Source organism: Dactylosporangium sp. NPDC048998 (genome assembly GCF_043197855.1).
In the GTDB taxonomy this organism is placed as follows: Bacteria; Actinomycetota; Actinomycetes; order Mycobacteriales; family Micromonosporaceae; genus Dactylosporangium.
Genome location: NZ_JBICTV010000008.1, coordinates 59,738 through 82,667 on the forward strand (window position 1 = coordinate 59,738; position 22,930 = coordinate 82,667).

The window sequence follows — 22,930 nt, forward strand, 5'->3', positions numbered from 1 at the left end:
CCAGGTGATGGTCGCCAAACCCAACGGCAGCGGCAACAACTTCGGCGTCACGATACAAACCAACGGCACCTGGACCTGGCCGACAGTCTCCTGCAGCCCCAGCTGACCCCCCCCAGCTGACCCGGAGCTGGACGAGAACCAGACGACAACCAGGACCAGGAGGAACACCGCATGCGAACCACATCTGTGTCGAAACGCTCCCTGATCACCGGGCTGGCGGTCGCCGCGCTGGCCGTGGCGAGCACGGTCGCCGCCGTCACGGTCGGCGTCACCCCGGCGCGCGCCGCCACCTGCAACGGCTACGTCGGGCTCACGTTCGACGACGGCCCGTCCAACGACCACACCCCGGCCATCCTCAACGCGCTCCAGCAGAACGGGCTGCGCGCCACCATGTTCAACGAGGGCCAATACGCCGCCGCGTACCCGGCCCAGGTCCGGGCCGAGGTCAACGCCGGCATGTGGGTGGGCAACCACAGCTACACCCACCCGCACCTGATCCAGCAGAGCCAGTCGCAGATCGACTCGGAGATCTCCCGCACCCAGCAGGCGATCGCCAACGCGGGCGGCGGCACCCCGAAGCTGTTCCGGCCGCCGTACGGCGAGACCAACGCGACGCTGCAGTCGGTCGAGGCCAAGTACGGCCTGACCCAGATCATCTGGGACGTCGACTCGCAGGACTGGAACGGCGCCAGCGTCGACGCGATCGTGCAGGCCAACGCCCGGCTCACCAACGGGCAGGTCATCCTCATGCACGAGTGGCCCGCCAACACGCTGGCCGCGATCCCGCGCATCGCGCAGGGTCTGGCCAGCCGGGGCTTGTGCGCCGGCATGATCTCCCCGCAGACCGGCCGCGCCGTTGCCCCCGACGGCAGCGGAGGCGGCGGCGGGGGTGGCGGCGGTGGAAGCGGTGGCAGCTGCACCGCGACGCTGTCGGCCGGCCAGCAGTGGAGCGACCGCTACAACCTCAACGTCAGCGTCACCGGCTCCAACACCTGGACCGTGACGATGAACGTCCCGTCACCCGAGAAGATCATCGCCACCTGGAACATCAACGCCACCTGGCCCAGCGCCCAGGTGATGGTCGCCAAACCCAACGGCAGCGGCAACAACTTCGGCGTCACGATACAAACCAACGGCACCTGGACCTGGCCGACAGTCTCCTGCAGCGTCGGCTGACCCCGCACAACCCGAACACCGCACCGGTGGCGCGGCGGCACACGGCCGCCGCGCCACATCGTGTCACGGCGGCGTCCGGGCCCGAAACGTGGCGCGGTACGCCTGCGGCGCCACCCCGCTGACCCGCTTGAACTGGGCGCGAAAGTGCGCCGGCGAGGCGAAGCCGACCAGGTGCGCGATGCGGTCGACGCCGTGGTCGGTGCTCTCCAGCAACTCCTGCGCCCGGCGGATGCGCACCCCGGTGAGCCACTGCATCGGGGTGCCGCCGGTCTCGGCGTGGAAGCGCCGGTTGAGGGTGCGGATGCTCAGCCCGGCCCGGGCAGCGACGTCGGCCAGGCTGAGGTCGCGGTGGGCGTGCTCCTCCAGCCACTGCAGGACCGGGCCGAGACCGGCGTCGGCGGCGCGCGGGCCGGGGCGCGGGATGAACTGGGCCTGGCCGCCGTCGCGGTGCAGCGGCGCCACCGCGAGCCGGGAGGCGTCGGCGGCGACCGCGGCGCCGTAGTCGCGGCGCACCAGGTGCAGGCACATGTCGACGCCCGCGGTGGCGCCGGCCGAGGTGACGAACTGTCCGGTGTCGACGTACAGCACGTCGGGGTCGAGGTCCACGGCCGGGAACGCGGCGCGGAACAGCCCGGCGGCGGCCCAGTGGGTGGTCGCGCGCCGCCCGTCCAGCAGCCCGGCCGCGGCGAGCGTGAACGCGCCGACGCAGATGGATGCGATGCGGACGCCGGCGGCCGCGGCGGCGCGCAGCGCGTCCAGCGCTTCGGTGGGTGCGGGCCGCGCCGGGTCGTAGCGGCCGGGCACGACGACGGTGCCGGCGCGGGCGAGCGCCTCGAGGCCGTGGTCGGCGGCCAGGCGCAGCGGCCCGGCGTCGACGACCGGCTCGGTGGCGCAGACCTGCACCTGGTACCCGGGCCGGCCGTCCGGCAGGCGCACCCGGCCCAGCACCTCGATCGGCGTGGCGAGGTCGAACGCGATGGTGTCGGGCAGCGCCAGGACGACCACGGTGTGCACGGTCCGGATCGTACGCCCGGCTGGCAAAAAACCGCCGCGCAATGGCAATCTTGCCACTGGTCGCGACCGCGCCGCGCGCCGAGCATTGGGCGCATGTTCGCGCAGATCGTGTTGTACGACGGATTTGACCCGCTCGACGTCATCGCGCCGTTCGAGGTGCTCGCGGCCGGCGGCGACGCGGCCGGCGGCGGCCTGGCCGTGGAGCTCGTCGCCGCCGACGGGCCGCGGCCCGTGGTGAGCGGCACCCGCGGCCTGGTGCTGACGGCGACCTCCCGCCTGGACCCCGACCGCCCCGGCTACGTCGTCGTCCCCGGCGCCAGCGGCCCCACGGCCGGCGACCCGGATCTGGGCGCCGAGACGATCCCCGTGCTGCTCTCCCGGTTCGCCGATTCGGCCGCGGTACCGCTGCTGCGAGCGGCGATGCGCAACCCTCGCGTGACGGTGGCGGCCGTCTGCGGCGGCTCCCTGGCCCTGGCGATGGCCGGGCTCATCGAGGGCCGCCACGCGGTCACGCACGTGCTGGGCATGGACGTGCTCGACGCGACCGGCGTGCGCGCCGTGCCGGCCCGGGTCGTCGACGACGGCGACCTGATCACCGCCGGCGGCGTGACCTCCGGGCTGGACCTGGGGCTGCACATCGTGGAGCGCGAGTTCGGCCCGCGGGTCGCGCACGCCGTGGAGACCCTGTTCGAGTACGAGCGGCGCGGCACCGTGTGGCGCGACACCGGCCGCGAGCCGGTCGCCGTCTGAGGGGGCCGCGCATGCATCCGATCCTCGGCACCTGGGACGTGGGCCTGAAGACGCCGATCGGCACGATCGCCGCCGTCTACGTCTTCACCGAGACGCCCGACGGCATCGCCGGCACCGCGACCGCCGGCGCTGAGACGGCACCGCTGACCGCCGTGGCCTGCGACGGCCCCCGCGTCACGTGGCGGCAGTCGGTGACCCGCCCGATGCGGCTCAACCTCGACTTCGACGTGGTGACCTCGGGCGACACGCTGACCGGCCACTCCCGCGCGGGGCGCCTGCCGCGCACCGCCGTGACCGGGACCCGCCGCCGCTAACCCGACGGCCGTTGCCAATCCCGCAAATGGGCCGGCGGCCCATGCCGCGCTTACCTGGCCGGGTCCTCGACCACGTCGGTCGCGAGCAGTGACCAGACCTCGGTGTCGTGGCGGACGCCGGCATACGGGTACGCCTCGCGCAGCACCCCGTCGCGGCGCATGCCCAGCCGGCGGGCCACGTTGGAGCTGGCGGCGTTGTCGGGCCGGCACCGCCACTCGACGCGGTGCAGGCCCCGGGTGCGCAGCGCCCAGTCGACGAGCACCCGGACCGCGCCGGTGACCAGGCCGCGGCCCTGCCCGGCCGGCTCCAGCCAGCAGCCGATCTCGCACACGCCCGCGGCGGCGTCGAACCCGACGAACATCGTGCCGCCGACGAGCGTGCCGTCGAGCCAGATCCCGAACAGACGGCCGGCGTCGCGGGCGGCGAGGTCGGCGTAGCGCTGCAGCGTGGCGCGGGCCGAGGCGAGGTCGGTGCTGACGGACGCCCACGGGATCCATGGGTCGACCGTGGCCCGGGCCCGGTCCATGTGCCGCAGGAACTCCTCGGCCTGCCACGGCTCGAGCGGGCGCAGCTCCGCTCCGCCGTTGAGTGGGACGCTGAACATGATCCTCACCGTACCGTGGGGTGTGGTGGATGTGGCAGGTGTGGTGGATGTGGCAGGGGCGGCGGTTCGGTGACCAGCGGCGCCGCCGGCCACACCAGCAGCACCTCGCAGGGCGCGTGGTCGACCACGAACCGGGTCTGCCGGCCGAGGCTGTGCGGGCCGACGCGGCTGCGGTCGCCGTCGCGGGCGACGACGAGCAGGTCCGCGGCGAGCTCGTTGCAGGCGGCCACGACCTCGCGCTCGGCCGGGCCCCGGCGCGCCACCGGGGTGGCCGGGCGGCCGAGCCGGTCGGCGGCCGCGGCGAGCAGGTCCCGCTCGGCGGCCGCGGCGACGGCCTCGACGGCGGGCCCGGGGTCGTGGTGGCCGCGGCCCAGCAGGCCCGTCCAGGCGCCGGCGACCTCGCCGGCGAGCGCCGGGTCGACGACGTGCAGCAGGGTGATCCGCGCGCCGGCCGGGGCGTGCCGGGCGGCGGCGTCGGTGGCGGCCGCCCAGGTGCCCTCGGCGAGCCAGACGAGCACGTTCATAGCCCCGAGACTCGCAGACCCGCCCACAGTGCCGCCACCGCGGCGACGAGCCCGGCGGGGACGGTCAGGACGCCGAGGCGCAGGAACTGCCCCGCCGACGGGGCCGCGTCGCGGGCGTGCAGGATCTGCCGCCACAGCAGCGTGGCCAGGGATCCGACGTACGTCAGGTTGGGCCCCACGTTGACCCCGATGAGCACGGCGAGCATCAGGCCGGGCGAGTGGTGGACGGCGGGCAGCAGTACGAGGGTGGCGGGCAGGTTGTTGAGCAGGTTGGCCAGCAGCGCGGCGAGCCCGGCCGCGGCCAGCAGCCCCAGGAACGTGGCGTGCGCCGGTGTGAGCGCGTCGACGAGCCGGCCGAGCCCGTGCTCGCGCACCGCCAGCACGACGACGCCGAGGCCGAACACGAACGCGCAGAACGCCGGGTTGGCCGCCCTCACCACGGCCGGCACGCGCAGCGCCCCGCGGCGCACGAGCGGCACGGCGAGCGCCACCGCGCCGGCCACGGCCGCGAACGCCGGGTGCACGCCCAGCGGCTGCCCGGCGGCGAACCCGGCCAGCGTCGCGCCGAGCACCGCCAGGGCGTAGCGGGGCGCCGGCGTCGCGCCTACCGGCGCCGGCTGCGCCGCGACGGCGAGGTCGGCGGCGAAGAACCGGCGCAGCATCACGTACTCGACCGCGATCACCGCCAGCCATGGCGCCGCCATCAGCCCGGCGAACGTGGCGAAGCCGAGCCCGCTGGCGGCGAACGCGAGCAGGTTCGTGAGGTTGGACACCGGCAGCAGCAGCGACGCGGAGTTGGCCAGGTGGGTGCACGCGTACACGTGCGGGTCCGGCCGGGCCCCGATGCGCAGCGCGGCGGCGAACACCACCGGCGTGAGCAGCACCACCGTCGCGTCCAGGCTCAGCACGGCGGTCACCAGCGCCGCCGCGGCGAACACCGCCGCCAGCAGCCGCTTCGGCCGGCCGTGGCTGCGCCGGGCGGCCAGGTCGCCGATGTACGCGAACACGCCGTGCACCTCGGCGAGGTACGACAGCAGCAGCACGGCGGCGAGGAACCCGACGGTGGGGCCCAGCGCGCGCAGCTGCGCCGCGGCGCCGGCCCACGGCACCAGCCCGAACGCGACGGCGAGGCCGGCCGCCGGCACCGCGGCCACCGCCTCGGGCAGGCCGAACGGGCGGGCCACGGCGAATCCGAGGACCGCGACCAGGAGCACCACCGCGACGACCAGCACCGCGGAAGCGTAAGGCCCGCTCAGCCCCGGCGCGCACGGCGGTGCGCGCAACCGGCGCGGCGGGTCTCAGGCCTCCAGCGCGGCGGCGGCCTGACGCAGGCGGTGGACGGTGCGCTGGGCGCCGAGGGCGATCATGGTGTCGTCCAGCGGCGGGGAGACCGGCTTGCCGACCAGCGCCAGGCGGGCCGTCATGAACGAGCGGCGGCGGTTGAGGCCGAGCTCGGCGACGACGCGGTCCAGGGTCGCGGTGATCTGGGCCCCCTCGAACGGGTCGAGCTCCTCGAGGCTCTTCGCGAACGCCTCCAGCGCGGTGCGGGCGTCGGGGGCGGGCAGGCCGTGCTTGGCCAGGTCGGCCGGCTTCACCTCGACGGCGTCCGCGGCCAGCCAGTCCAGCTGCTCGGCCAGCTCGGAGAGCTTCTTGGTGCGCTCGCGCAGCGGCACGACCAGCGTGCGGATGTCCTCGGCGGTGAGGGCGCCGGGCAGGAACGGCTCCGCGGCGCGCAGGAAGGCGTCGTCGTCCAGCGAGCGCAGGTAGTGGCCGTTGAGCCAGTTCAGCTTGTCGATGTCGAACACCGGGCCGACCGGGTTGATCCGGGCGAAGTCGAAGGTCTCGACGACCTCGTCGAAGGTGAAGATCTCCTTGCCGTCGGGCATGGAGTAGCCCATCAGGGCGAGGAAGTTGACCAGCGCCTCGGGCAGGTAGCCCTCCTCCTGGAACCACTTGAGGCGGGCGGCCGGGTTCTTGCGCTTGCTGATCTTCGAGCGGTCGACGTTGCGCAGCAGGGGCATGTGCGCGTACTGCGGCTCCGGCCAGCCGAGCCAGCGGTACAGCAGCAGGTGCTTCGCGGTGGAGCTGATCCACTCCTCGCCGCGGATGACGTGCGTGACGCCCATCGCGTTGTCGTCGACGACGACGGCCAGGTGGTAGGTCGGGAAGCCGTCGGCCTTCAGGATGACCTGGTCGTCGGGCTGCGGCGGGGTGATCTCGCCGCGGATGAGATCGGTGAAGGAGATCCGCGCCTCGGCGGGCACGAGCATCCGGACGACCGGAACCTCGGTGAACCCGGGCAGCTCGGCCCGCTCCTCGCGGGTCTTGCCGTAGCACATGCGGTCGTACCCGGTCGGCATCTTGAGCAGCTGCTGGCGCTCCCGCATCTGGGTGAGCCGCTCCGTGGAGCACCAGCAGTGGTAGGCGCGCCCCTCGGCGAGCAGGCGCTCGGCCACCACCCGGTAGGTGGGCAGCCGCTCCGACTGCCGGTACGGCGCGGCCGGGCCGCCGACGTCCGGCCCCTGGTCCCAGCTGAACCCGAGCCACCGCAGCGTGTCGAAGACCTGCTGCTCGCTGCCCTCGACGTAGCGCGTGCGGTCGGTGTCCTCCACCCGCAGGATGAACTGCCCGCCGTTCTTGCGCGCGAACGCCAGGTTGAACAGGGCGGCATACGCGGTCCCGACGTGCGGATCGCCGGTCGGCGACGGGGCGATGCGGGTGCGTACAGGTGCCTCGGTTCCAGGAGTGCTCACCATCGTGACGATACGACACGCGCGGTGACGATCCGGCGCCGGGCTACGGCCGTTACGGCCGGTGCAGGACACCCTCCTGGGCGAAAGGGGCCAGGGTCGGGGTCTTGACGGCGACGGTACCGAGGGCGGCGTCGATCCGCGCGAGAGCGTCGGCGGGCAGCGCGACGCCGGACGCATCGGCGTTGGCACGGACCTGTTCGGGCCGCGAGGCGCCGGTGATCGCGGAGGCGACCTCGCCGCGGCGCAGCACCCACGCCAGGGCCATGGCCGGCAGGCTCATCCCGAGGCCGTCGGCGATCGGGACCAGGCGCTGCACGGCCTCGAGGATCGCGTCGCTGAGCACCAGGTCCTTGGAGCCGCTCATCACGTCGCTGGCGAAGCGGGAGTCGGGCGGCAGCGGCTGGCCGGGCTTGTACTTGCCGGTGAGCACGCCCTGGGCGAGCGGCGACCAGACGACCTGGGAGATGCCGTTGGCCGCGGACAGGGCGAAGACCTCCGCCTCCGGGGCCTGCCACAGCATGGAGTACTGCGGCTGGGAGGAGACGAACAGGCCGGGGCCGGCGAGGTCGAGCGCGGCGCGGATCTGCTCCGCGGTCCACTCGCTGAAGCCGAGGTAGCGGGCCTTGCCCTGCCGGACCACGAGCTGCAGGGCCTCGACGGTCTCCTCGATCGGGACGGTGGTGTCGAAGCGGTGCGCCTGGTACAGGTCGACGTGGTCGGTGCGCAGCCGGCGCAGGGAGGCGTCGATCTGCTTCGCGATCTGGGCAGCGGACAGGCCCTGGTCGGTGTCCGACATCTGGCCCCAGACCTTGGTGGCCAGGAGGTAGGAGTCGCGCGGGTGCTTGGACAGGATCTCGCCCCACGCCTCCTCGGCGGCGCCGCGGCCGTAGACGTTGGCGGTGTCGAAGAAGTTGATGCCGGCGTCGAGGGCGGCCTCGGTGCAGGCGCGGGTCTGCTCCGCCTGGATGCCGCCGGAGAAGGTGAGCCACGAGCCGAGCGAGATCTCGGAGATCTCGAGGTCGGAGTCGCCGAGTCTGCGGTACCGCATGAGGGTTGCCCTGCCCCGTGACCGTCGCACGCAAACCCTGCCACGCATACCGGAGATCCCACCCCGGTATGCGTGGCGCGAAGAGGCGTTCTACACCGCGGTGAACGGCACCTTGGTCCAGCTGAGCACCTGCTGGCCGTGCTTGTTGACGGTCACGCGCAGGTAGTCGTTGGCGTTGTTGGAGCCGTCGACGGTGATCCGGGTCAGGTTGGGGGCCGGCTGGGTGACGCCGTAGAAGGTGAGCCAGGTCGAGCCGGCCGCGAGCGGCTGGTCGACGTGGAACACGTGGCTGTCGCCGTTGAACAGGTACACCTGGCCCTTGAAGGCGGCGGCCTCGCGCGCGATCGCGGCGACGATCGTCTGGAAGCCGTAGTAGTCGGCGTAGGACGGGTTGGCCACCGTCGGGTCGAACATGTCGGCCTGGGTCAGCAGCACGACGGCACGCTGGTGCTCGCGGCGGGCGTCGGCGAACGTCTCGTGGATGTGCGCGATGGCTCCGGCGGTGCGGTGCAGCACCTCGGCCGTCTGCTCCGGGGTCGGCGCCGTCTTGCCGGTCCACGGCGCGAGGCTGTTGTTGCTGCCGACGATGTGCACGGCGGCGAACCCGACGTCGGCGGCGCTCCAGCGCACGTTCTCCGGCAGCCCCCAGTCGCTCTGCGCCTCCACGCGCGCGCTGCGCTGGCCGAGGGTCCGGCCGGGCTTCGCGAAGAAGACCTGGCGGAGCTTGGCGAGCCGGTCCAGCGGGTCGTACGGCCCGTTGTTCGGACGGTGGCAGTCGGTCCACTCGTTGTCGCCGATGGTGTAGACGAGCGGGTCCTTGAACTGGTCGAAGTCGGTCTTGATCAGCTGGAAGTACTCGTCGCTGCAGACGCTCGAGCCGTTCTTGATGTCGCCGAGGTGGTCGACCCACTGCACCGCCGGATCGGCGTTGATCTGGGCGATGTTGGCCGGGAAGCGGGCGATCGCGGCGTCGCCGTAGGGAATGTCGCCGATGACGGCGAACGTGTAGTTGCCGTCCTGCGACGCGGCGGCGGGCGAGGTCAGCGTGGTCAGGGTGAGTACCCCGGCGGCGGCCAACGCGCCCGCACGGAGGAGGTTCAGCCTCTTCATACATGACTCCCGATAGCTCGGCTGTGCCGGCATCGACGCTCGGCGCCGGTGCGGCATGTGCCTGACCATCCAAGTCGCGCCCGTGAGTCGGGCCTCGTCGTCCGGCTTACGGGCGGTTGACGGCTGCGTGAACGGCGGCGACCGTCCACACCGGACACGGCATTTCGCCCGTTCCAACCGGTACTGCGCGAACTTCGACCCGGATGGCCGACCCGCAGGTGTCTGTCTGATGGATATTCGGCTACAGGGTGTTGTCGTCGGCCGATCTACCGGGGGTATGGTGTGGGCCGGCAGTACCGGTTCGGTTTCGCAGCGTGCGTACGGAGGTGGGAGCGTGCCGGTCACCGGGCAGCGTGTCGTACGCCGGACCTTGGGTCGCCGGCTGACGCGACTGCGGGTGGCGACCGGCAAGAGCCGGCGCGAGGTGGCGGAGGCGAAGCTCGGCATCTCCGAGCCGACCCTGCACCGGATCGAGACGGGCAAGGTGCCGGTCACGGTCGCGAACGTGCGGGCGCTGTGCTGGCTGTACGGCGTCGACGACAGCATCACCGATGCGCTCTCGGACCTGGCGCTCGGCACGTCCCAGGAGGAGTGGTGGGACGCCAACCCCGTCATCCCGGACTGGTTCAAGCTCTACGTCGGGCTGGAGGCCAGCGCCAAGCGGATCTGCACCTACGAGGGTGAGGTCGTCCCCGGCGAGCTGCAGACCGAGCAGTACGCGCGCGCCGTCTACGGCGCCGAGCAGGCGGTGGAGGCCGAGGCGGCCGACCGGCACGTGAAGCTGCGAATGCAGCGGCAGGCCGCGCTCGCCGCGCGGAACCCGAAGCCGCGGCTGACGACGGTCCTCGGCGAAGGGGTGCTCAGCCGGCAGGTCGGCGGCCCGGCGGTGCTGGCCGCCCAGATCGAGCATCTTCGCGAGGCCGCGCTGCAGGACCACATGGAGATCCTGGTGCTGCCCTGGTCGGCCGGTGCGCACGCGGCCATGGCCGGAGCGTTCCGGATCATGGACTTCGAGGACCCCGAGGACCCGGACGTGGTCTACCTCGAGTCGCACATCGGCGCCTTATACCTCGAGGAAGCCGCCGAGGTGGACGAGTACCGGCGCATCTTCGAGCTGATCTGCCAGGCCGCGGTACCGATCGCGGATTACCGATGACCCAGATGGACGGGCGGACTTGAACGGCATGCACGAGCAACCCTCATCGAGCGCCCGTAAAGCAGCCACCGCCGCACGGATGTACGACTACTATCTGGGCGGCATCCACAACTTCCCGGCCGACCGGGCGGCGGCCGACGCGGTCATCGCGCAGTTCCCCTTCATCCCGGACGCGGCCCGGTCCAACCGCGCCTTCGTCGTCAACGCCGTGCGGCACCTGGCGCAGTCGGGCGTCCGCCAGTACCTCGACGTGGGCTCCGGCATTCCCACCGTGGACAACGTGCACTCCGTCGTCCGCCAGGTCCATCCGGACGCCCGGGTCGTCTACGTCGACATCGATCCGGTGGCCGTGGCCGAGAGCATCGAGATCCTGGCCGGCGACGACCGGGCGGTGGCGGTGCGGGGCGATGTGCGGACGCCCCGGGCCATCCTGGAGCACCCCGATGTGCGCCGGACCCTCGACTTCGGCGCGCCGATCGGCCTACTGCTGGCGGCCGTACTGCACTTCATCCCCGACCACGGCGCCGCCGACGCGGTCACCGCCGAACTGGTCGCGGCGATCCCGTCGGGCAGCTACCTCGTGGTGTCGCACAGCGCCACTGAAAGTTTCTCGCTCATCGACCAGAGCACGATCACGGAGAACGTCTACCAGCGGCGCACCGCGACGCCCGGGACGGTGCGCACCCGGGAGGAGGTCGAGCGGCTGTTCGCCGGCCTCGACATCCTCGATCCCGGCGTGGTGTGGGCCCAGCAGTGGAGCCCGGGCGCCCCGGCCGGGCATCCGCAACCCGTCGGTCCGGGCGGCATCTGGGCAGGCATCGGCCGCAAGCCGTGACCGCTCCCGACCTGCTGCTGCCCGGCCCTGACAGGCACTGATCGGCTGCGGTTCAGTCGGTCAGCAGCCGGTCGAACTCACCCTTCTTCGCACCGTCGAGGAACGAGTCCCACTCCTCGACGGTGAAGCGCACGGTGCTCTCGTCGGGTCGCTTGCTGTTGCGTACCTCGATCTGCCCGTCGTGCCGGCGCGCCTCCACGCAGCTGCCGCCGTTGCCCGTGGACCGGCTCGACATCATCCATTCGCTATCGCCGTGCATCGTGCTGCTCTCCTTCAACGGGGGGTGTCCGACGCTGCCCCGTGCCGGGGATCCATAGCACGGATACACACACATCACGCTCAGTGACGCTCGCCACCATCTGCGGTGGACAATATCGGACAACTGGTGCATAGAATCGCGTGTGGCCAATGTTCTTCGTTCGTGGTGAAATTTTTGCGTACTGAGCGTGAGCGATCAAGATCTATCTCGAAAATGTCGCCTCGAACTCTTCCTCTGTGAAATCTTGCACGGTGGAAGCTGCCGCGCGATGATAGCCAGGTGATGCGGGACGGCAGTCGCCCCGCCGATCGCCGTTTCCCGTGGCCGTCCGCTGTGGTGAGAGAGGACATCGATGGATATCCTCAGCCAGGCCGACCGCGGCACCAGGACCCCGCCGGACGGCACCCAGGCTGAGAGCACAGCGGCCGACGCCGAGCTGGCCCGGCTGCGCGCGCAGGTGGCCCTGCTGGAGGCCGAGCGCGCCGCGCTGTGGTGGGACACCAACCACGACGAGCTGACCGGCCTGGCCAACCGCCGGCACCTCAACACGGTCGGGCCCGCGCTGCTCGGCCGGACCGGGCGATGCGCGGCGGTGGTCCTCGACCTCAACGGCTTCAAGCCGATCAACGACCGCTACGGCCACGCCGTCGGCGACGAGGTGCTGTGCACCGTGGCCGCGCGCCTGTCCCGCTGCGTCGGCGACGACCTCGCCGTCCGCCTCAGCGGCGACGAGTTCGCCGCGATCCTCACCGAGTCGCCGCTTTCCGGACCCGTCCCGCAGTGGTCGGCCGCGGTCGACGCCATCGCCGCCGCCATCACCGAGCCGATGGCGATCGACGGCAGCCGGCTCACGGTCACCGCGTCGATCGGCGTGGCCACCGCGGACAACATCCCCACGACGATCGCGGAGCTCATCCGCCGGGCCGACCTCGCGATGTACCGCGCCAAGGCCAACCGATACTGCTCACACGTCGTCTGGGCCTGACCCGCACGACGCCGCCACCGATCCGCGCGGCCGGCCGGCTACCCGAGGTCGTAGTCGAACCAGACGCGGTGGGTGCCGTCCGCGTCGACCGTCATGCCGCCGCCACCGGTGATGCCGGTCAGCTCGCCCGTGCCGCTGGCCGCGACGATCGCGAAGTACTCCCCCGTCCGGTCACTGCCCGACGTCGACGCCGAGTGCACGAAGTTGAACGTCCCCGCCCGCCCGCCGACGGTGCCCTCGAACGACTCCATCGCGATGTACGTGCCGGCGCCGGAGGCCTGGTCGAAGGCGGCCGTGAACAGGGTGGCCGACCGGCCGGTGATGTCCCCGTCATACGTCTTCTCCAGCTGCGAGATGCCGACCGGCAGGGCGGTCTCGATCGCGGGCTCGGGCACGACGGCCGTCGGAACGAAGCTCTGCACACTGAAGGTGCCGCTGGCTCGCATGCCTCGCAGCCTACCCAGAAACCGGCATGCGCGCGGGGACTCGTGGCCGTACCATCGGACCGGCCGGGGCGGCTCCCAGGTGCGCTTCCTTCTCTTTTCTTCTGAAAAAGACTTCAGCGTTCCGACTCTCCGCCCCGGCCTTCGTCTGCCCGCCATCCCACCGCCCGCCGAGGACGCCGTTCATGGACGCGCTCGCCACCGTTCTGCTGCGCCGGGCCGGCGCGGTGCCGCTGCCCGCGCCCGAGGGGCCGCCGCCGGCCGACGGGGAAGCCTGGGTCGGGGCCGTCGAAGCCGACCTGGCCGCCCGCGGCTGGCTGCTGGACCCGCCGCTGCGGCGGCGCTTCGCCGGCCTCGACGCGGCCGCGCGGCTGCGCTGGGCCGACTGGGTCTGTGCCGTCGCCGACGAGAGCACCGGCGCCGACCGCGACCACGTGCCGCTCTTCCGCGGCTTCCCGGACACGCCCGCCGACCCGGGCCGGCTCTACGTGGAGCGGCTCATCGTGCACCTGCTGCAGGCCGACGCCGCGCCGTGCGTCCTGTGCGGCACCGTCGGCAGCGTCCACCCGCTGGACCCGTGCGGCCACCCGGTGTGCGAGGTGTGCTTCGACCCGCGGGCCTACTCGGCCTGCCCGATCTGCGGGCGGCGCCTCACCGCCGGCAACGCCTACCTGCCCGTGGTCGCCGCGCCGGGCGCCGGGGCGGGCGCCACCCGGCCGGTGCGGCTGCGGCGGCTGCACCTGGAGCCGGACCCCGCCGCGGCCGCCGTGCGGCTGCGCGACGACCTCGTCGCCCGCCCGGCCGCGCTCAGCGAGGCCGACCTGGCCGACCTGCGCACGCTCGTCGCCGCCACCGCCCCCGACCGGCTCGACTGGCTGCCCGCGGTGGTGCCGGCCCGCGAGACCCTCGCCGCGGTCATCGCCTGGTCCCTGCACGCGACCGCGCTCCGGCCGTCGTTCGCCGCGGTCGTCGAGGCCGCGGCCGCCCGCTGGGGCACGGCCACCGACGTGGCGCGGACCCTGTGGGCATACTCGGACGGCGACCCGGGCCTCGTCCTGCCCCGCCGGCGGGCGGCGGACGGGCCCAACGAGGGGTGGCGGCCGACCGGCGAGCCGCGCGTCACGGTCGCGCCGCCCCGCGTGCGCGCGCTGCCCCGCCCGCTGCGCCGCGCCGCGCTCGGCTTCATCGACGCGCTCGACTGCGTCACCGCGGCCGAGGACGTCGCTCGCCACCCGACCGTGTGGAAGCGGCTGGCGGAGCGGCTGCACCCCTTCGAGCGGGTCGCCGCGCACCCGGACGCCGCGGTCGTCTTCGCCGCCCTGCGGGGTACCCGCACACCGGCCGGCAGCCCGCTCGGCCGGGCCATGACCGCCGCCAGCGGCCGCGACCGGGACCGCATCGTGCTCGGCGAACACGCCGGCGGCCTCGTCTCCGTCCGGGTCCGCACGTTCGCCGCCCTGGTCGAGGACGCCGTCGCCGGCGGCGACGCGGCGGGCGCCGCCGAGCTGCTCGGCCGGCGCCCGGGCGACCTGTGGCGGCGCGTCGACCACCTGCTGCGGCTCGCCGGCGACGACGACAAGGCCCGGGGCCGGGTGCTCGACGCCGCCGCGCGGGTCGCGCCCCGGGTCGCCCCCGGCGTGCTCGCGGCCGCCGCGGCCGAGCTCACCGGGCGGGACGCCACCGTCGCGGTGCCGGAGGAGGGCACCGCGGCGATCGCCGCGCCGGAGGAGGTCGCCATGTCCGCGGCGGCGCCCATCACCGAGTCCGCCGCCGTGCCGGTGACGCGGATCGGCGCCGTCGGCGACGCGGTGCGCCGCGCGCTCGGCCTGCGCCCGCCGCCGGTGGCCCGCCGGCAGCGCCGCAACCCGGTCTCCGGCCCGCCACCCGGCACGCCGCGCCGCACCTTCTTCCCGAAGGGCGACGTGGTGCGCACCTGGACCGAGCCGGAGCGCCGCGCCGCGCTGCCGGCCGCCGCGATCGCGGCGATCCGGTCCACTGTCGACGCCGAACTGGCCGGCCGCGCCGCACGGCTCGAGCGGTTCGACATCGCCGTGCTCGACGCGGCGCTCGCCGAGGTGCCGGCGCCCACCCGCGAGCGAGCCGGCTCCGAGCAGCTCGCCGGGTGGCCGCGCGGCAGCGTCCGGCGGCTGGACGCCGCACCGGTGCTGCGGCTGTTCCTGCACTGGGTCGACAGCGAGCACAGCCGGGTCGACCTCGACCTGTCCTGCGCGTTCTACGACGAGGCGTGGGCGCCGGTCGGCCACTGCGACTACACCCACCTGCGGTTCAAGGGCGACGCGGCGATCCACTCCGGCGACCTGACGTCCGCGCCGCCGCCGCTCGGCGCCACCGAGTTCCTCGACCTCGACCGCGACCGGCTGCGCGCCGCCGGCGTGACCTGGGCGGTGCCGGTCGTGCTGAGCTACAACGACGTCCCGTTCGAGGCGCTGACCGCGGCGTTCGCCGGGTTCTCGCTGCCGCAGGGGCGCGGCGCGGCGTTCGACGCGGCCCGCGTCATGCAGCGCTTCGGGCTGCGCGGCGACGCCAGGTCGCTGGCGCCGATGGTGCTGCACGTGCCCACCGGCGCCGTGATGTGGATCGACGCCAGCCTCACCACAAAGGGATACGGGCACAACGTGGGGCAGCACGGGGCGCGGCTGGGCCGGGTCGCCGCCGACCTGTGGGAGCACTTCGCCGCCGGCAACCGGGCCACCCTGCTGGACGTCGCCGCGTGGCACGCCGCCGCCCGCGCGGACCGGGTCGTCGTCGCCCACGCCGACGGCTCGGCGACCACGATCCCGGCCGCCGCGCCGGCCGAGGTCGCCGCGGCCGTGCGCGCCGCCGCGAGCTTGAGCGGCGCCAGCGGTACCGCCGGAATCCCCGCCTCGGCCCGCACCTTCGCGGCGGCCGCCGACCCGGACCGGCTCGCCGCCATCGCCGGCGGCGACGTCGCCGAAGGCTCCCTGGCCCTGCTCGTCGACGGCGCCGCCGGCGCGCCGTGGACCCCGGTGTCGGCGGCCGACCTGCTGGCCGGGCTGGTGCCGGCGCCGCTGGACACACCGCGGTAAGCGCCCGCGTTCAGACCGCGGTGACGCTACCGGTGCGGGTCGATTCCCGATGGCGGCTGCGCAACCTCTCCCGGCCCGCCCGGGGTTGCTCGTGCAGATCGAATCCACCGTCCACCGCTACACCATACGGCGGCCGGGCATGACGCGGCTCTCAGTGCGCGCACCGGCATCGAGGACGATGATCGAGGTATGACGGGGGTGTTGGAACGGCCCGCCGCGGTGCTCGTGGCGGTTTCGCGGCCCTGGTTCTGGCCGGTCTCCTGGGTGCCGGCCTACCTCGGCACCGTGCTGGCCGGGCACGCCTGGCTGCCCGACCGGGCCGACGCACCGCGCGCCGTGGTGGCGCTGCTCGTGCTCGGGCCGCTCATCTGGGGCGCGGTGCTCGCCCAGAACGACCTGCACGACCTGCCCAGCGACCGCGACAACCCACGCAAGGCACACGCGCCGCTCGTCACCGGGGCGGTCACCGCCAAGAGGCTTCGGCTGTGGTACCGCGGGATCGCCCTCAGTGCCGTCGCCGCCGCGGTGTTCGTCGGGCCGCTGTTCGTGCTCGGCGTCGCCGGGGTGCTGCTGCTCGGGTGGGCGTACAGCGTGCCGCCCCTGCGGCTGAAGACCCGGCCCGGCTGGGACGTCGCGGTCAACGCGCTCGTGGTCGGGGTGGTGTCGCCGGCCGCGGGCTGGTCGATCACGCGCCCGCCGTGGGAGTTTCCGTGGCAGTTCGGGCTGATCGGGCTGCTGTTCGCCGCCGCGCTGTACGTGCCGACCACGGTCACCGACCTGGCCGCCGACACCGGGGCCGGGGACACCACGTTCGCGGTGCGGTTCGGGCCGCGCCTCGCCCACCGGCTCGGGATCGCGCTGTGGGGCGCCGGCCTGGCCGTCTCGGTGCTCTGCGCGGCCCTCGACACGCTGGTGCCGCGCTCGACGCTGGTGCCGCAGCTGGTCATGGTCCCGGTCCTGCTGGCCGGTTACGCGATCCTCACCCGCCGCCCGACGATCACGAAGATGGCGGCGGTTTCGGTGCTGTTCGGCATCCCGACGATCGGGTTCGCGCTGGCGTACATCGGATAGCGGCACAGCGTCGCGCTCAATCCGAAGCGACCGGCCGCGGCCAGGTGCGGCCGTTCTGCCAGTACTCGTGGATCTCGTCCAGGGTGCGCCCGCGCGTCTCCGGGGCATGCCGGAACAGGTACAGCCACGACGCGACCGTGACGGCCAGCAGCGCGGCGAACGTGGTCGCGCCGCCGAGCGTGGTCATCGCGCCGAGGAAGAACTGGGCCAGCAGGAAGTTCGCCGCCAGGTTCGGCAGCAGCAGCGCGGTCGCGCCGGCGCTGCGAAGCCGGTCGGTGTACCCCTCCGACGCGTAAATCCACAACAGCGAACCGAGCCCGGCGTTGAAGCCGACGGTGAAGGTCAGCAGGCCGGCCAGGCCGAGCGCGGTCGCGCCCCGCGGCGCCGCGAACGCGGCCACCAGCAGCGCGTGGCCGGCGGCCATCACCGCTGTGCCGGTCAGCAGGGTGGCCCGCCGGCCGAACCGGTCGACGGTCGCCGAGGAGGCCAGCGCCGCCAGCAGGCCGCAGAGCTGCACGACGGCGGGGAGGATCAGCAGGGCGAACGGGCCGCGGTACCCCATGCCCTCGAAGATCCGCGGCGAGAAGTTGCTGACGGCGCTGATGCCGGTGAGCTGGACCAGCGCGCCGAGCACGACGACGAAGCCGGTCACGACGCGGTACCGCGGCCCGAACAGCTCCGCGACCGCCCCCGGACCGCGCTCGCGCCGCGGACCGAGCCCGGCCACGGTGTCGGGCGCGCGCAGCAGCAGCGCCACGCAGACGGCGCCGACGGGCGCGGTGACGCCGAGCATGACCCGCCACAGCCCGGCCGCCGACAGCGCGTACGCGACCAGGAACGCCGCGACGATCCCGCCGACGGTGGCGACCTGGTACAGCACGGCGATCCGCCCGCGCCCGGCCGGCGGCGCGGCCTCGGCGATGTAGATCGGCACGACGACCGTGGTCACGCCCATCGCGACGCCGATGAGCAGCCGCGTGCCGTCGATCCACACGAGGTCCGCGACCAGCGGCGACGCGGCGCCGAGCACGGCCGTGGCGAGCGCCATGGCCAGCAGGGTCGCGCGCCGCCCGGCCGTGGTGACGATCCGGTTCGCCGCCAGCACGCCCAGGAACATTCCCAGCACCGGTACCGCGAACAGCGTGCCCTGCTCGCCGACGCTCAGGCCGAGCCGCGGGCTGAGGTACAGCTGCGCCCCGGCCATCGCGGCGCCGAAGTACCCGTAGTTGACCCCGATGACGATGGCGATGGCGGCGGTACGCACCGCCGAGGGTGCGCTCGGCATGGCCCGTACCGTACAGCCCGCATTGTTTTTGGCTCGTGACTGACCTGATGACCCCGGCGTGCAACGCCTCTGGAGCAGATCTCGTTGTGGTAGGTGTGAACCCGTCAGAGGAGCAGGACTTCACGGAGTTCGTGCAGGTCCATGGTGACCGGTTGCTGCGATTCGCGCGGCTGCTCGCGCCGGACGCCGCCGAGGCCGAGGATCTCCTGCAGAGCGCCCTGCTGCGGTTGACCAAGCACTGGTCGAGGCAGCTGGAATCTCCGGAGGCGTATGTCCGGGCGACGCTTGTGAATCTCGCGAAGGACCGTGGTCGGCGCAGCCATCTCGTCCCTCTCCCCATACCGGCCGACCCGGACTTGTTGGCTGCTGGGCCGGATCACGCCGAGGCGGTCGCCGCCCGGGCGCACCTCGACCAGATCCTTGCCGCCCTCCCCCCGCGGCAGCGGGTGACGGTCGTGCTGCGCGTCATCGACGGACTCAGTGAAGCCGAGACGGCAGCCGTCATGAGGTGCTCGCCCGGAACGGTCAAGAGCAACCTCGCGCGCGGACTACTCAAGGTCCGCACCGCCCTGGAACCTTCCCTTGCCTCCGTAGAGAGGACGACACGATGAACACGATGCTGCCCCCGCCGCAGGATCCGGCTGAGGAACTGCGCAGGCTGGCGACGGCTGCCACGCCGACGGTGCACGCCCGGGCCGACCTCGCGCGAACGGTACTCAACCGCGCTCGCCGCCAGCGGCGCACACGGCGCCTGGGCAAGGTCGCGGCCGGCGTCGGCGGTGGTCTTGTGGTGTTGACCACGGTGGCGGCGGCTACCCAGCTCGGCCGCAGCGACTACTTCACCGTCACAGAACCGAGCGCCGTCATGGAGTCCACGATCTACGTGGGGGAACGCGTCGTACTCAACAAGAAGTTGTCACCCGCCCGCGGGGACGTCGTCATCGTGCACCTCACCCGTGACGGTCTGACGTACGACTCATTGCTGCGGGTCGTCGCCCTCTCCGGTGACACGATCGGGTGCCCGACCGGCCCGGCCGGGCGATGCGAGGCTGTCGTCGTCAACGGAACAACCGTGCCCGAGCCGTACCTCGGCGCGACAGTCACCGACCCGTTCCCCACCTCCACGGTGCCGGATCACATGATCTTCCTCCTCGGCGACAACCGCGCCACGGCGAACGACTCCCGTTTCATCGGACCGGTCCGGCTCACCGACGTCGGCGGCGTGGCAGTGCGGATCGAGAACCGCAATGGTCAGGTCCGAGCCGTTCCAGGTGCCCCGGCTCACCCCGGCCCCGGCGACACGGACAACGTCGATCCTGCCGGACAGGTCCCACCGGCGGTGGTAGGGCCACGGTAGGAAGCCGCTCCAACGTCACAAGAGCCGTTTTTGTCGTACCCCACGGGCAGAATCCACCCTGAGACCGCTGAAGGGGGCAATCACATGATCGGCAAGCTCGACATGGTCGTGCTCGACACGGCCGACATGGCTGGACTGTCCGCGTTCTACCGCGAGCTGGCCGGCTGGACGCAGGTCCACGCCGACGACGACTGGATCGCACTCGCCACGCCCGACGGCTGGAAGGTCGCGATCCAGCTCGCGCCCGACCATCGCCCGCCGCGGTGGCCCGGCCAGGAGCGGCCGCAGCAGGCCCACCTCGACCTGCGGGTGCCCGACCTGGAGGCCGCGCTCGAGCAGGCCGCGGCCCTGGGGGGCACCCTGCTGCAGCGCAACGAGACCTGGCACACGCTCGCCGATCCGTCGGGCCACCCGTTCGACGTGTGCCTGCAGCCGGACAACCCGGGTGTGACCCTGATGGGCGTGATGCTGGACTGTCCGGACGCGAAGCAGCTGAGCGCCTTCTACGCGGAGCTGCTCGGCAAGCCGGTGACGTACGAGGCCGACGGCGCCGCGATGATCGGTGAGGACGGCGCCCAGCCCGTCATGTTCCAGCAGGTCGCCGACTACAGCCCGCCCCGTTGGCCGGACCCGGCGCACCCGCAGCAGTTCCACCTCGACGTCCTGGTCGACGACCTGGACACGGCGGAGGCGGCAACCCTGACCCTGGGCGCGACGAAGCTGCCGAGCGACGGCACGACGTTCCGCGTCTTCGCCGACCCGGCGGGCAAGCCGTTCTGCCTGTGCAGCGAGCCCGGCTGACACCGGGTCGGCACCGCACCGGTGCCGGGCAGCCGCGCCCGGCACCGCCGGGGTTGTCTACGGGCGCCGGTTTGTCGCGCCGGCAGGACGACTCGCCTGTCTGGCGACCGGTCACCGTGACCCGTTCCGGCTGGGCCGAGACTGTGCAGACCACCTCACGTGCGGAACGCGGGCTAGCTGTACCTCGGTTCCAGGGGTCTCATCGAAATGTCGATCGGCCCGCACGAAGACTCCGCCTGGGCGCGATAGTCGGCGGCGGCCGAGTCGGCGGCGGTGCCGTTGTTGGTGTGGTAGAAGGTGTTTTCCCAGGTCGTGTAATAGTTCTCGACGGCACGTACGCACGCCTCCGCGTGCGCTTTGTCGTCGTCGATCTGCTGCCTTGCATCTGTGAGTTCCCTTTTGGCCTCTTCCAGGTCTCCTTTCGCCTTCTTGGCCGAGGCTTTGGCGTTCTTCAACTCGTCGGCCTTGGTGTCGGTCGCGGAGCGGGCCGACGCCAGCTGGCTGTTCAAGGTCTCCACCTGGTCGGCCAGGTCGTTCGCGCGGTCGCGGGCGTCGAAGAATTGCACCGTCATCACCACGCTCAGCACCAGTGGCGCCAGCGCGGCGACCGCCAGCAGCAGCGGAAGTCGCCGTCGCAGCAGCCCACCGCCGGGGCCGGCGACCGGTTGCGGCGCGGCACCGCCGAGCGCGCCCGGCTCGGCCGGCGCCTCTTCGTCGTCCTCGACCTCCTCGAGCTGCACCGCACTGAACGTCATCGTCGCCGGCGATGACGCCGCGGTGGCCGGGTCATCGGCGACCGGTTCCAGATCGGCGAGCGGGGCGTCGAGGGGCGCATCGGCAATCGCGGTGGACGGGGATTCCGGCTCGATCGTCTGGCTCACGTTGCTCTCCTGTCATGACGCGATCGCGCAACCATCATGCTCGGCGATTTGCTGCAGGATGATGGCATGCGCGGCGACCCCTGACTAGCCGCCGACGCAGAACGAGCTGATTTCGACAGCCGATACCCGGAATGGATCGGCCGCCCAGCCGAGCGGCCCGATGGTCGGCCACCGAAGATCACCATTTCGTGTGCGCCGCGCGCCCGATCGGACCGCGCGGCTGTGCCCCGTCGGGCGGTGGGACGAAATCGACGCACGCCTTAGGGTGCTGGGCTATGGGCTTGCGGTGGGGCCATCTCTGCTGGTTTTTCCTCTTATTCGTCGTGGCGATAGCCGAGGTACTGCTCTTGGCGCACAGCACGGTTCCCGCCGCGCTGGCCACGGTCGGCGTCGTCGCGAGCGTGGCGGCCCTGCATCTGGAACACCGGCGTGGATCCGGCGGCAGACCCGGACCCGGCGGCAACGGCCCAGCCGGCACGGCCCAGCGGGCGGAGCCTCCGGCGGCGTTTGACGCTCCGGCCCGACTCGGCAGCCCGGCGCCAGGGCCCGCGGTGGTGTTCCCCGCCTCCGTGCCAGGCCCCGCCCGGCCGGCGAGTTCCTCGGTTGTTCGCGCCAACGGCGCAGCGCAGTTCCCCGCCCCGCCGCTGTTCGGCGACCGGACGTCGGCGGCCCACACTCGGCCTTGGCGTCTACCGGTGCGGCTGGCGCATCCGGGGATCTGCGCCGACGAGGCGGCCCTCGGCCGGCTGACGGTGCGTGCGGCATCGGTCGTCGGGCCCGGCCACCGGTGCGAGGAGCCGGCCAATGCCCGGCAGGACGCCTACGCGCTCGGCCGCGACGCCGCCGGCCGTTGTCTGGTGGTCGCGGTCGCGGACGGTCTTTCCAGCGGACGCGACTCGGATGTGGGCGCGACCCTGGCCGCGACCACCGCGGTCCAGCTCGCCGTCCAGGCGCTTGACCGAGGCGGCGAACCGGATTTCGAGCGCATCTTCGCCGACGTGGCCGGCCACCTCGCGATGGCCGCAGAGCGGCGGCGCCAGGCCGCCTCGGAGCTGAGCACGGTGCTGATCGTCGCCGTCATCGACGCCGAACCGGATGCGCGGGGACAGCACGCCATGCGGTACGCCTGGATCGGCGACGTCGCCATCCTGGCCCCCGTCGACGGCCGCTGGGTGACCCTGGCCGGCGACGTGAAGGCGGCCCGGGACGGTCTGGAGTCCAATGTGGTCAACGCGGCGCTCCCGCAGGAACCCGGTTCCGTCCGGGTGGGCGACGCGGAGCTGCCGGCCGGGACCTTCGTCGGCCTGGTCACCGACGGCGTCAGCGACGTGATCCGGATGGAGCCGTCGGCCGCCGACTACTTCCTGCACAAGTGGCGCCGGCCGACGAGCGCTGCCGACTTTCTCACCGACATCTCGTATCAGGCCCGCGGGCACCAGGACGACCGCACCGCGGTCGGCGTCTGGGTCGACGGCAGATCCGGGCAGGGCTGAGC

The 22,930-nt window shown here is 73.0% G+C and carries 23 protein-coding genes and 1 pseudogene; 13 read left to right on the top strand and 11 right to left on the bottom strand.

The window, feature by feature from the left end; all coding sequences use genetic code 11:
• Both ACGFI8_RS20545 and ACGFI8_RS20550 read left to right on the top strand, forming a co-directional pair.
• Positions 1-106 (top strand): annotated as a pseudogene (locus ACGFI8_RS20545) (1,4-beta-xylanase); the annotation flags it as partial.
• Positions 107-171: 65 nt separating this feature from the next.
• Entirely contained in the window at positions 172-1,176 is a 1,005-nt protein-coding gene (locus tag ACGFI8_RS20550) for a polysaccharide deacetylase family protein (protein ID WP_392806979.1), read from the top strand.
• A gap of 63 nt (positions 1,177-1,239) precedes the next feature.
• On the opposite strand, the gene ACGFI8_RS20555 is transcribed toward ACGFI8_RS20550, so the two are convergent.
• Positions 1,240-2,190: a GlxA family transcriptional regulator gene (locus ACGFI8_RS20555; protein ID WP_392806981.1), complete on the bottom strand. Its 951-nt coding sequence runs from the start codon at positions 2,188-2,190 to the stop codon at positions 1,240-1,242.
• Between the two features lie 93 nt (positions 2,191-2,283).
• Between ACGFI8_RS20555 and ACGFI8_RS20560 the strand changes: the two genes are divergently transcribed.
• Together ACGFI8_RS20560 and ACGFI8_RS20565 are read left to right on the top strand one after the other, a co-directional pair.
• The gene (locus ACGFI8_RS20560) at positions 2,284-2,940 is read left to right on the top strand and encodes a DJ-1/PfpI family protein (protein ID WP_392806983.1); all 657 of its coding nucleotides are present in this window, start codon (positions 2,284-2,286) and stop codon (positions 2,938-2,940) included.
• Between the two features lie 11 nt (positions 2,941-2,951).
• Complete coding sequence (locus ACGFI8_RS20565; RefSeq protein ID WP_392806984.1) at positions 2,952-3,254, top strand: hypothetical protein; 303 nt, start codon at positions 2,952-2,954, stop codon at positions 3,252-3,254.
• A gap of 50 nt (positions 3,255-3,304) precedes the next feature.
• On the opposite strand, the gene ACGFI8_RS20570 is transcribed toward ACGFI8_RS20565, so the two are convergent.
• The 6 genes from ACGFI8_RS20570 to ACGFI8_RS20595 all read right to left on the bottom strand — a co-directional run bounded on the left by ACGFI8_RS20570 (position 3,305) and on the right by ACGFI8_RS20595 (position 9,294).
• Positions 3,305-3,859, bottom strand: a complete 555-nt coding sequence (locus tag ACGFI8_RS20570) for a GNAT family N-acetyltransferase (protein WP_392806985.1) — start codon at positions 3,857-3,859, stop codon at positions 3,305-3,307.
• A gap of 5 nt (positions 3,860-3,864) precedes the next feature.
• Positions 3,865-4,383 (bottom strand): universal stress protein, encoded by a 519-nt coding sequence (locus ACGFI8_RS20575; protein WP_392806987.1) that lies wholly within the window; start codon positions 4,381-4,383, stop codon positions 3,865-3,867.
• The gene (locus ACGFI8_RS20580; RefSeq protein WP_392806988.1) at positions 4,380-5,615 is read right to left on the bottom strand and encodes an SLC13 family permease; all 1,236 of its coding nucleotides are present in this window, start codon (positions 5,613-5,615) and stop codon (positions 4,380-4,382) included. The genes ACGFI8_RS20575 and ACGFI8_RS20580 overlap by 4 nt, the downstream gene beginning before the upstream one ends.
• Positions 5,616-5,681: 66 nt before the next feature.
• Positions 5,682-7,136: a glutamate--tRNA ligase gene (gltX, locus tag ACGFI8_RS20585; protein WP_392806989.1), complete on the bottom strand. Its 1,455-nt coding sequence runs from the start codon at positions 7,134-7,136 to the stop codon at positions 5,682-5,684.
• A 52-nt stretch (positions 7,137-7,188) separates the two neighbouring features.
• Entirely contained in the window at positions 7,189-8,184 is a 996-nt protein-coding gene (locus tag ACGFI8_RS20590) for an aldo/keto reductase family protein (protein ID WP_392806990.1), read from the bottom strand.
• 90 nt (positions 8,185-8,274) lie between these two features.
• Complete coding sequence (locus ACGFI8_RS20595) at positions 8,275-9,294, bottom strand: hypothetical protein (RefSeq protein WP_392806991.1); 1,020 nt, start codon at positions 9,292-9,294, stop codon at positions 8,275-8,277.
• 334 nt (positions 9,295-9,628) lie between these two features.
• On the opposite strand from ACGFI8_RS20595, the gene ACGFI8_RS20600 reads away from it, so the two are divergent.
• Both ACGFI8_RS20600 and ACGFI8_RS20605 read left to right on the top strand, forming a co-directional pair.
• Positions 9,629-10,450 carry a helix-turn-helix domain-containing protein gene (locus tag ACGFI8_RS20600; protein WP_392806992.1) on the top strand — a complete coding sequence of 274 codons (822 nt, stop codon included), beginning with the start codon at positions 9,629-9,631 and terminating at the stop codon, positions 10,448-10,450.
• A 28-nt stretch (positions 10,451-10,478) separates the two neighbouring features.
• A complete protein-coding gene (locus ACGFI8_RS20605; RefSeq protein WP_392806994.1) occupies positions 10,479-11,285 on the top strand; it encodes an SAM-dependent methyltransferase in 807 nt (268 codons plus the stop codon).
• Positions 11,286-11,337: 52 nt separating this feature from the next.
• Here the strand turns inward: ACGFI8_RS20605 and ACGFI8_RS20610 are convergent, their stop codons facing one another.
• Positions 11,338-11,544: a DUF397 domain-containing protein gene (locus tag ACGFI8_RS20610; RefSeq protein WP_392806995.1), complete on the bottom strand. Its 207-nt coding sequence runs from the start codon at positions 11,542-11,544 to the stop codon at positions 11,338-11,340.
• 352 nt (positions 11,545-11,896) lie between these two features.
• Here ACGFI8_RS20610 and ACGFI8_RS20615 point away from each other — a divergent pair, with 352 nt between their 5' ends.
• Positions 11,897-12,529 (top strand): GGDEF domain-containing protein, encoded by a 633-nt coding sequence (locus ACGFI8_RS20615; RefSeq protein WP_392806997.1) that lies wholly within the window; start codon positions 11,897-11,899, stop codon positions 12,527-12,529.
• A 38-nt stretch (positions 12,530-12,567) separates the two neighbouring features.
• Here the strand turns inward: ACGFI8_RS20615 and ACGFI8_RS20620 are convergent, their stop codons facing one another.
• Positions 12,568-12,975: a DUF3224 domain-containing protein gene (locus tag ACGFI8_RS20620; RefSeq protein ID WP_392806998.1), complete on the bottom strand. Its 408-nt coding sequence runs from the start codon at positions 12,973-12,975 to the stop codon at positions 12,568-12,570.
• Positions 12,976-13,157: 182 nt separating this feature from the next.
• On the opposite strand from ACGFI8_RS20620, the gene ACGFI8_RS20625 reads away from it, so the two are divergent.
• Both ACGFI8_RS20625 and ACGFI8_RS20630 read left to right on the top strand, forming a co-directional pair.
• A complete protein-coding gene (locus ACGFI8_RS20625) occupies positions 13,158-16,040 on the top strand; it encodes an MXAN_6230/SCO0854 family RING domain-containing protein (protein WP_392807000.1) in 2,883 nt (960 codons plus the stop codon).
• 189 nt (positions 16,041-16,229) lie between these two features.
• Complete coding sequence (locus ACGFI8_RS20630; RefSeq protein ID WP_392807001.1) at positions 16,230-17,111, top strand: UbiA prenyltransferase family protein; 882 nt, start codon at positions 16,230-16,232, stop codon at positions 17,109-17,111.
• 16 nt (positions 17,112-17,127) lie between these two features.
• Here ACGFI8_RS20630 and ACGFI8_RS20635 read toward each other — a convergent pair whose 3' ends face one another.
• Complete coding sequence (locus ACGFI8_RS20635) at positions 17,128-18,396, bottom strand: MFS transporter (protein WP_392807003.1); 1,269 nt, start codon at positions 18,394-18,396, stop codon at positions 17,128-17,130.
• Positions 18,397-18,431: 35 nt separating this feature from the next.
• On the opposite strand from ACGFI8_RS20635, the gene ACGFI8_RS20640 reads away from it, so the two are divergent.
• The 3 genes from ACGFI8_RS20640 to ACGFI8_RS20650 all read left to right on the top strand — a co-directional run bounded on the left by ACGFI8_RS20640 (position 18,432) and on the right by ACGFI8_RS20650 (position 20,554).
• Complete coding sequence (locus ACGFI8_RS20640; protein ID WP_392807004.1) at positions 18,432-19,007, top strand: SigE family RNA polymerase sigma factor; 576 nt, start codon at positions 18,432-18,434, stop codon at positions 19,005-19,007.
• The gene (gene lepB / locus ACGFI8_RS20645; RefSeq protein WP_392807005.1) at positions 19,004-19,753 is read left to right on the top strand and encodes a signal peptidase I; all 750 of its coding nucleotides are present in this window, start codon (positions 19,004-19,006) and stop codon (positions 19,751-19,753) included. Before ACGFI8_RS20640 ends, lepB begins: the two co-directional genes overlap by 4 nt.
• Before the next feature lie 84 nt (positions 19,754-19,837).
• The gene (locus ACGFI8_RS20650; protein ID WP_392807006.1) at positions 19,838-20,554 is read left to right on the top strand and encodes a VOC family protein; all 717 of its coding nucleotides are present in this window, start codon (positions 19,838-19,840) and stop codon (positions 20,552-20,554) included.
• Positions 20,555-20,727: 173 nt separating this feature from the next.
• Here ACGFI8_RS20650 and ACGFI8_RS20655 read toward each other — a convergent pair whose 3' ends face one another.
• Complete coding sequence (locus ACGFI8_RS20655) at positions 20,728-21,435, bottom strand: hypothetical protein (protein ID WP_392807008.1); 708 nt, start codon at positions 21,433-21,435, stop codon at positions 20,728-20,730.
• Between the two features lie 275 nt (positions 21,436-21,710).
• Between ACGFI8_RS20655 and ACGFI8_RS20660 the strand changes: the two genes are divergently transcribed.
• Entirely contained in the window at positions 21,711-22,928 is a 1,218-nt protein-coding gene (locus tag ACGFI8_RS20660) for a protein phosphatase 2C domain-containing protein (RefSeq protein WP_392807010.1), read from the top strand.
• Positions 22,929-22,930 lie beyond the last annotated feature (2 nt).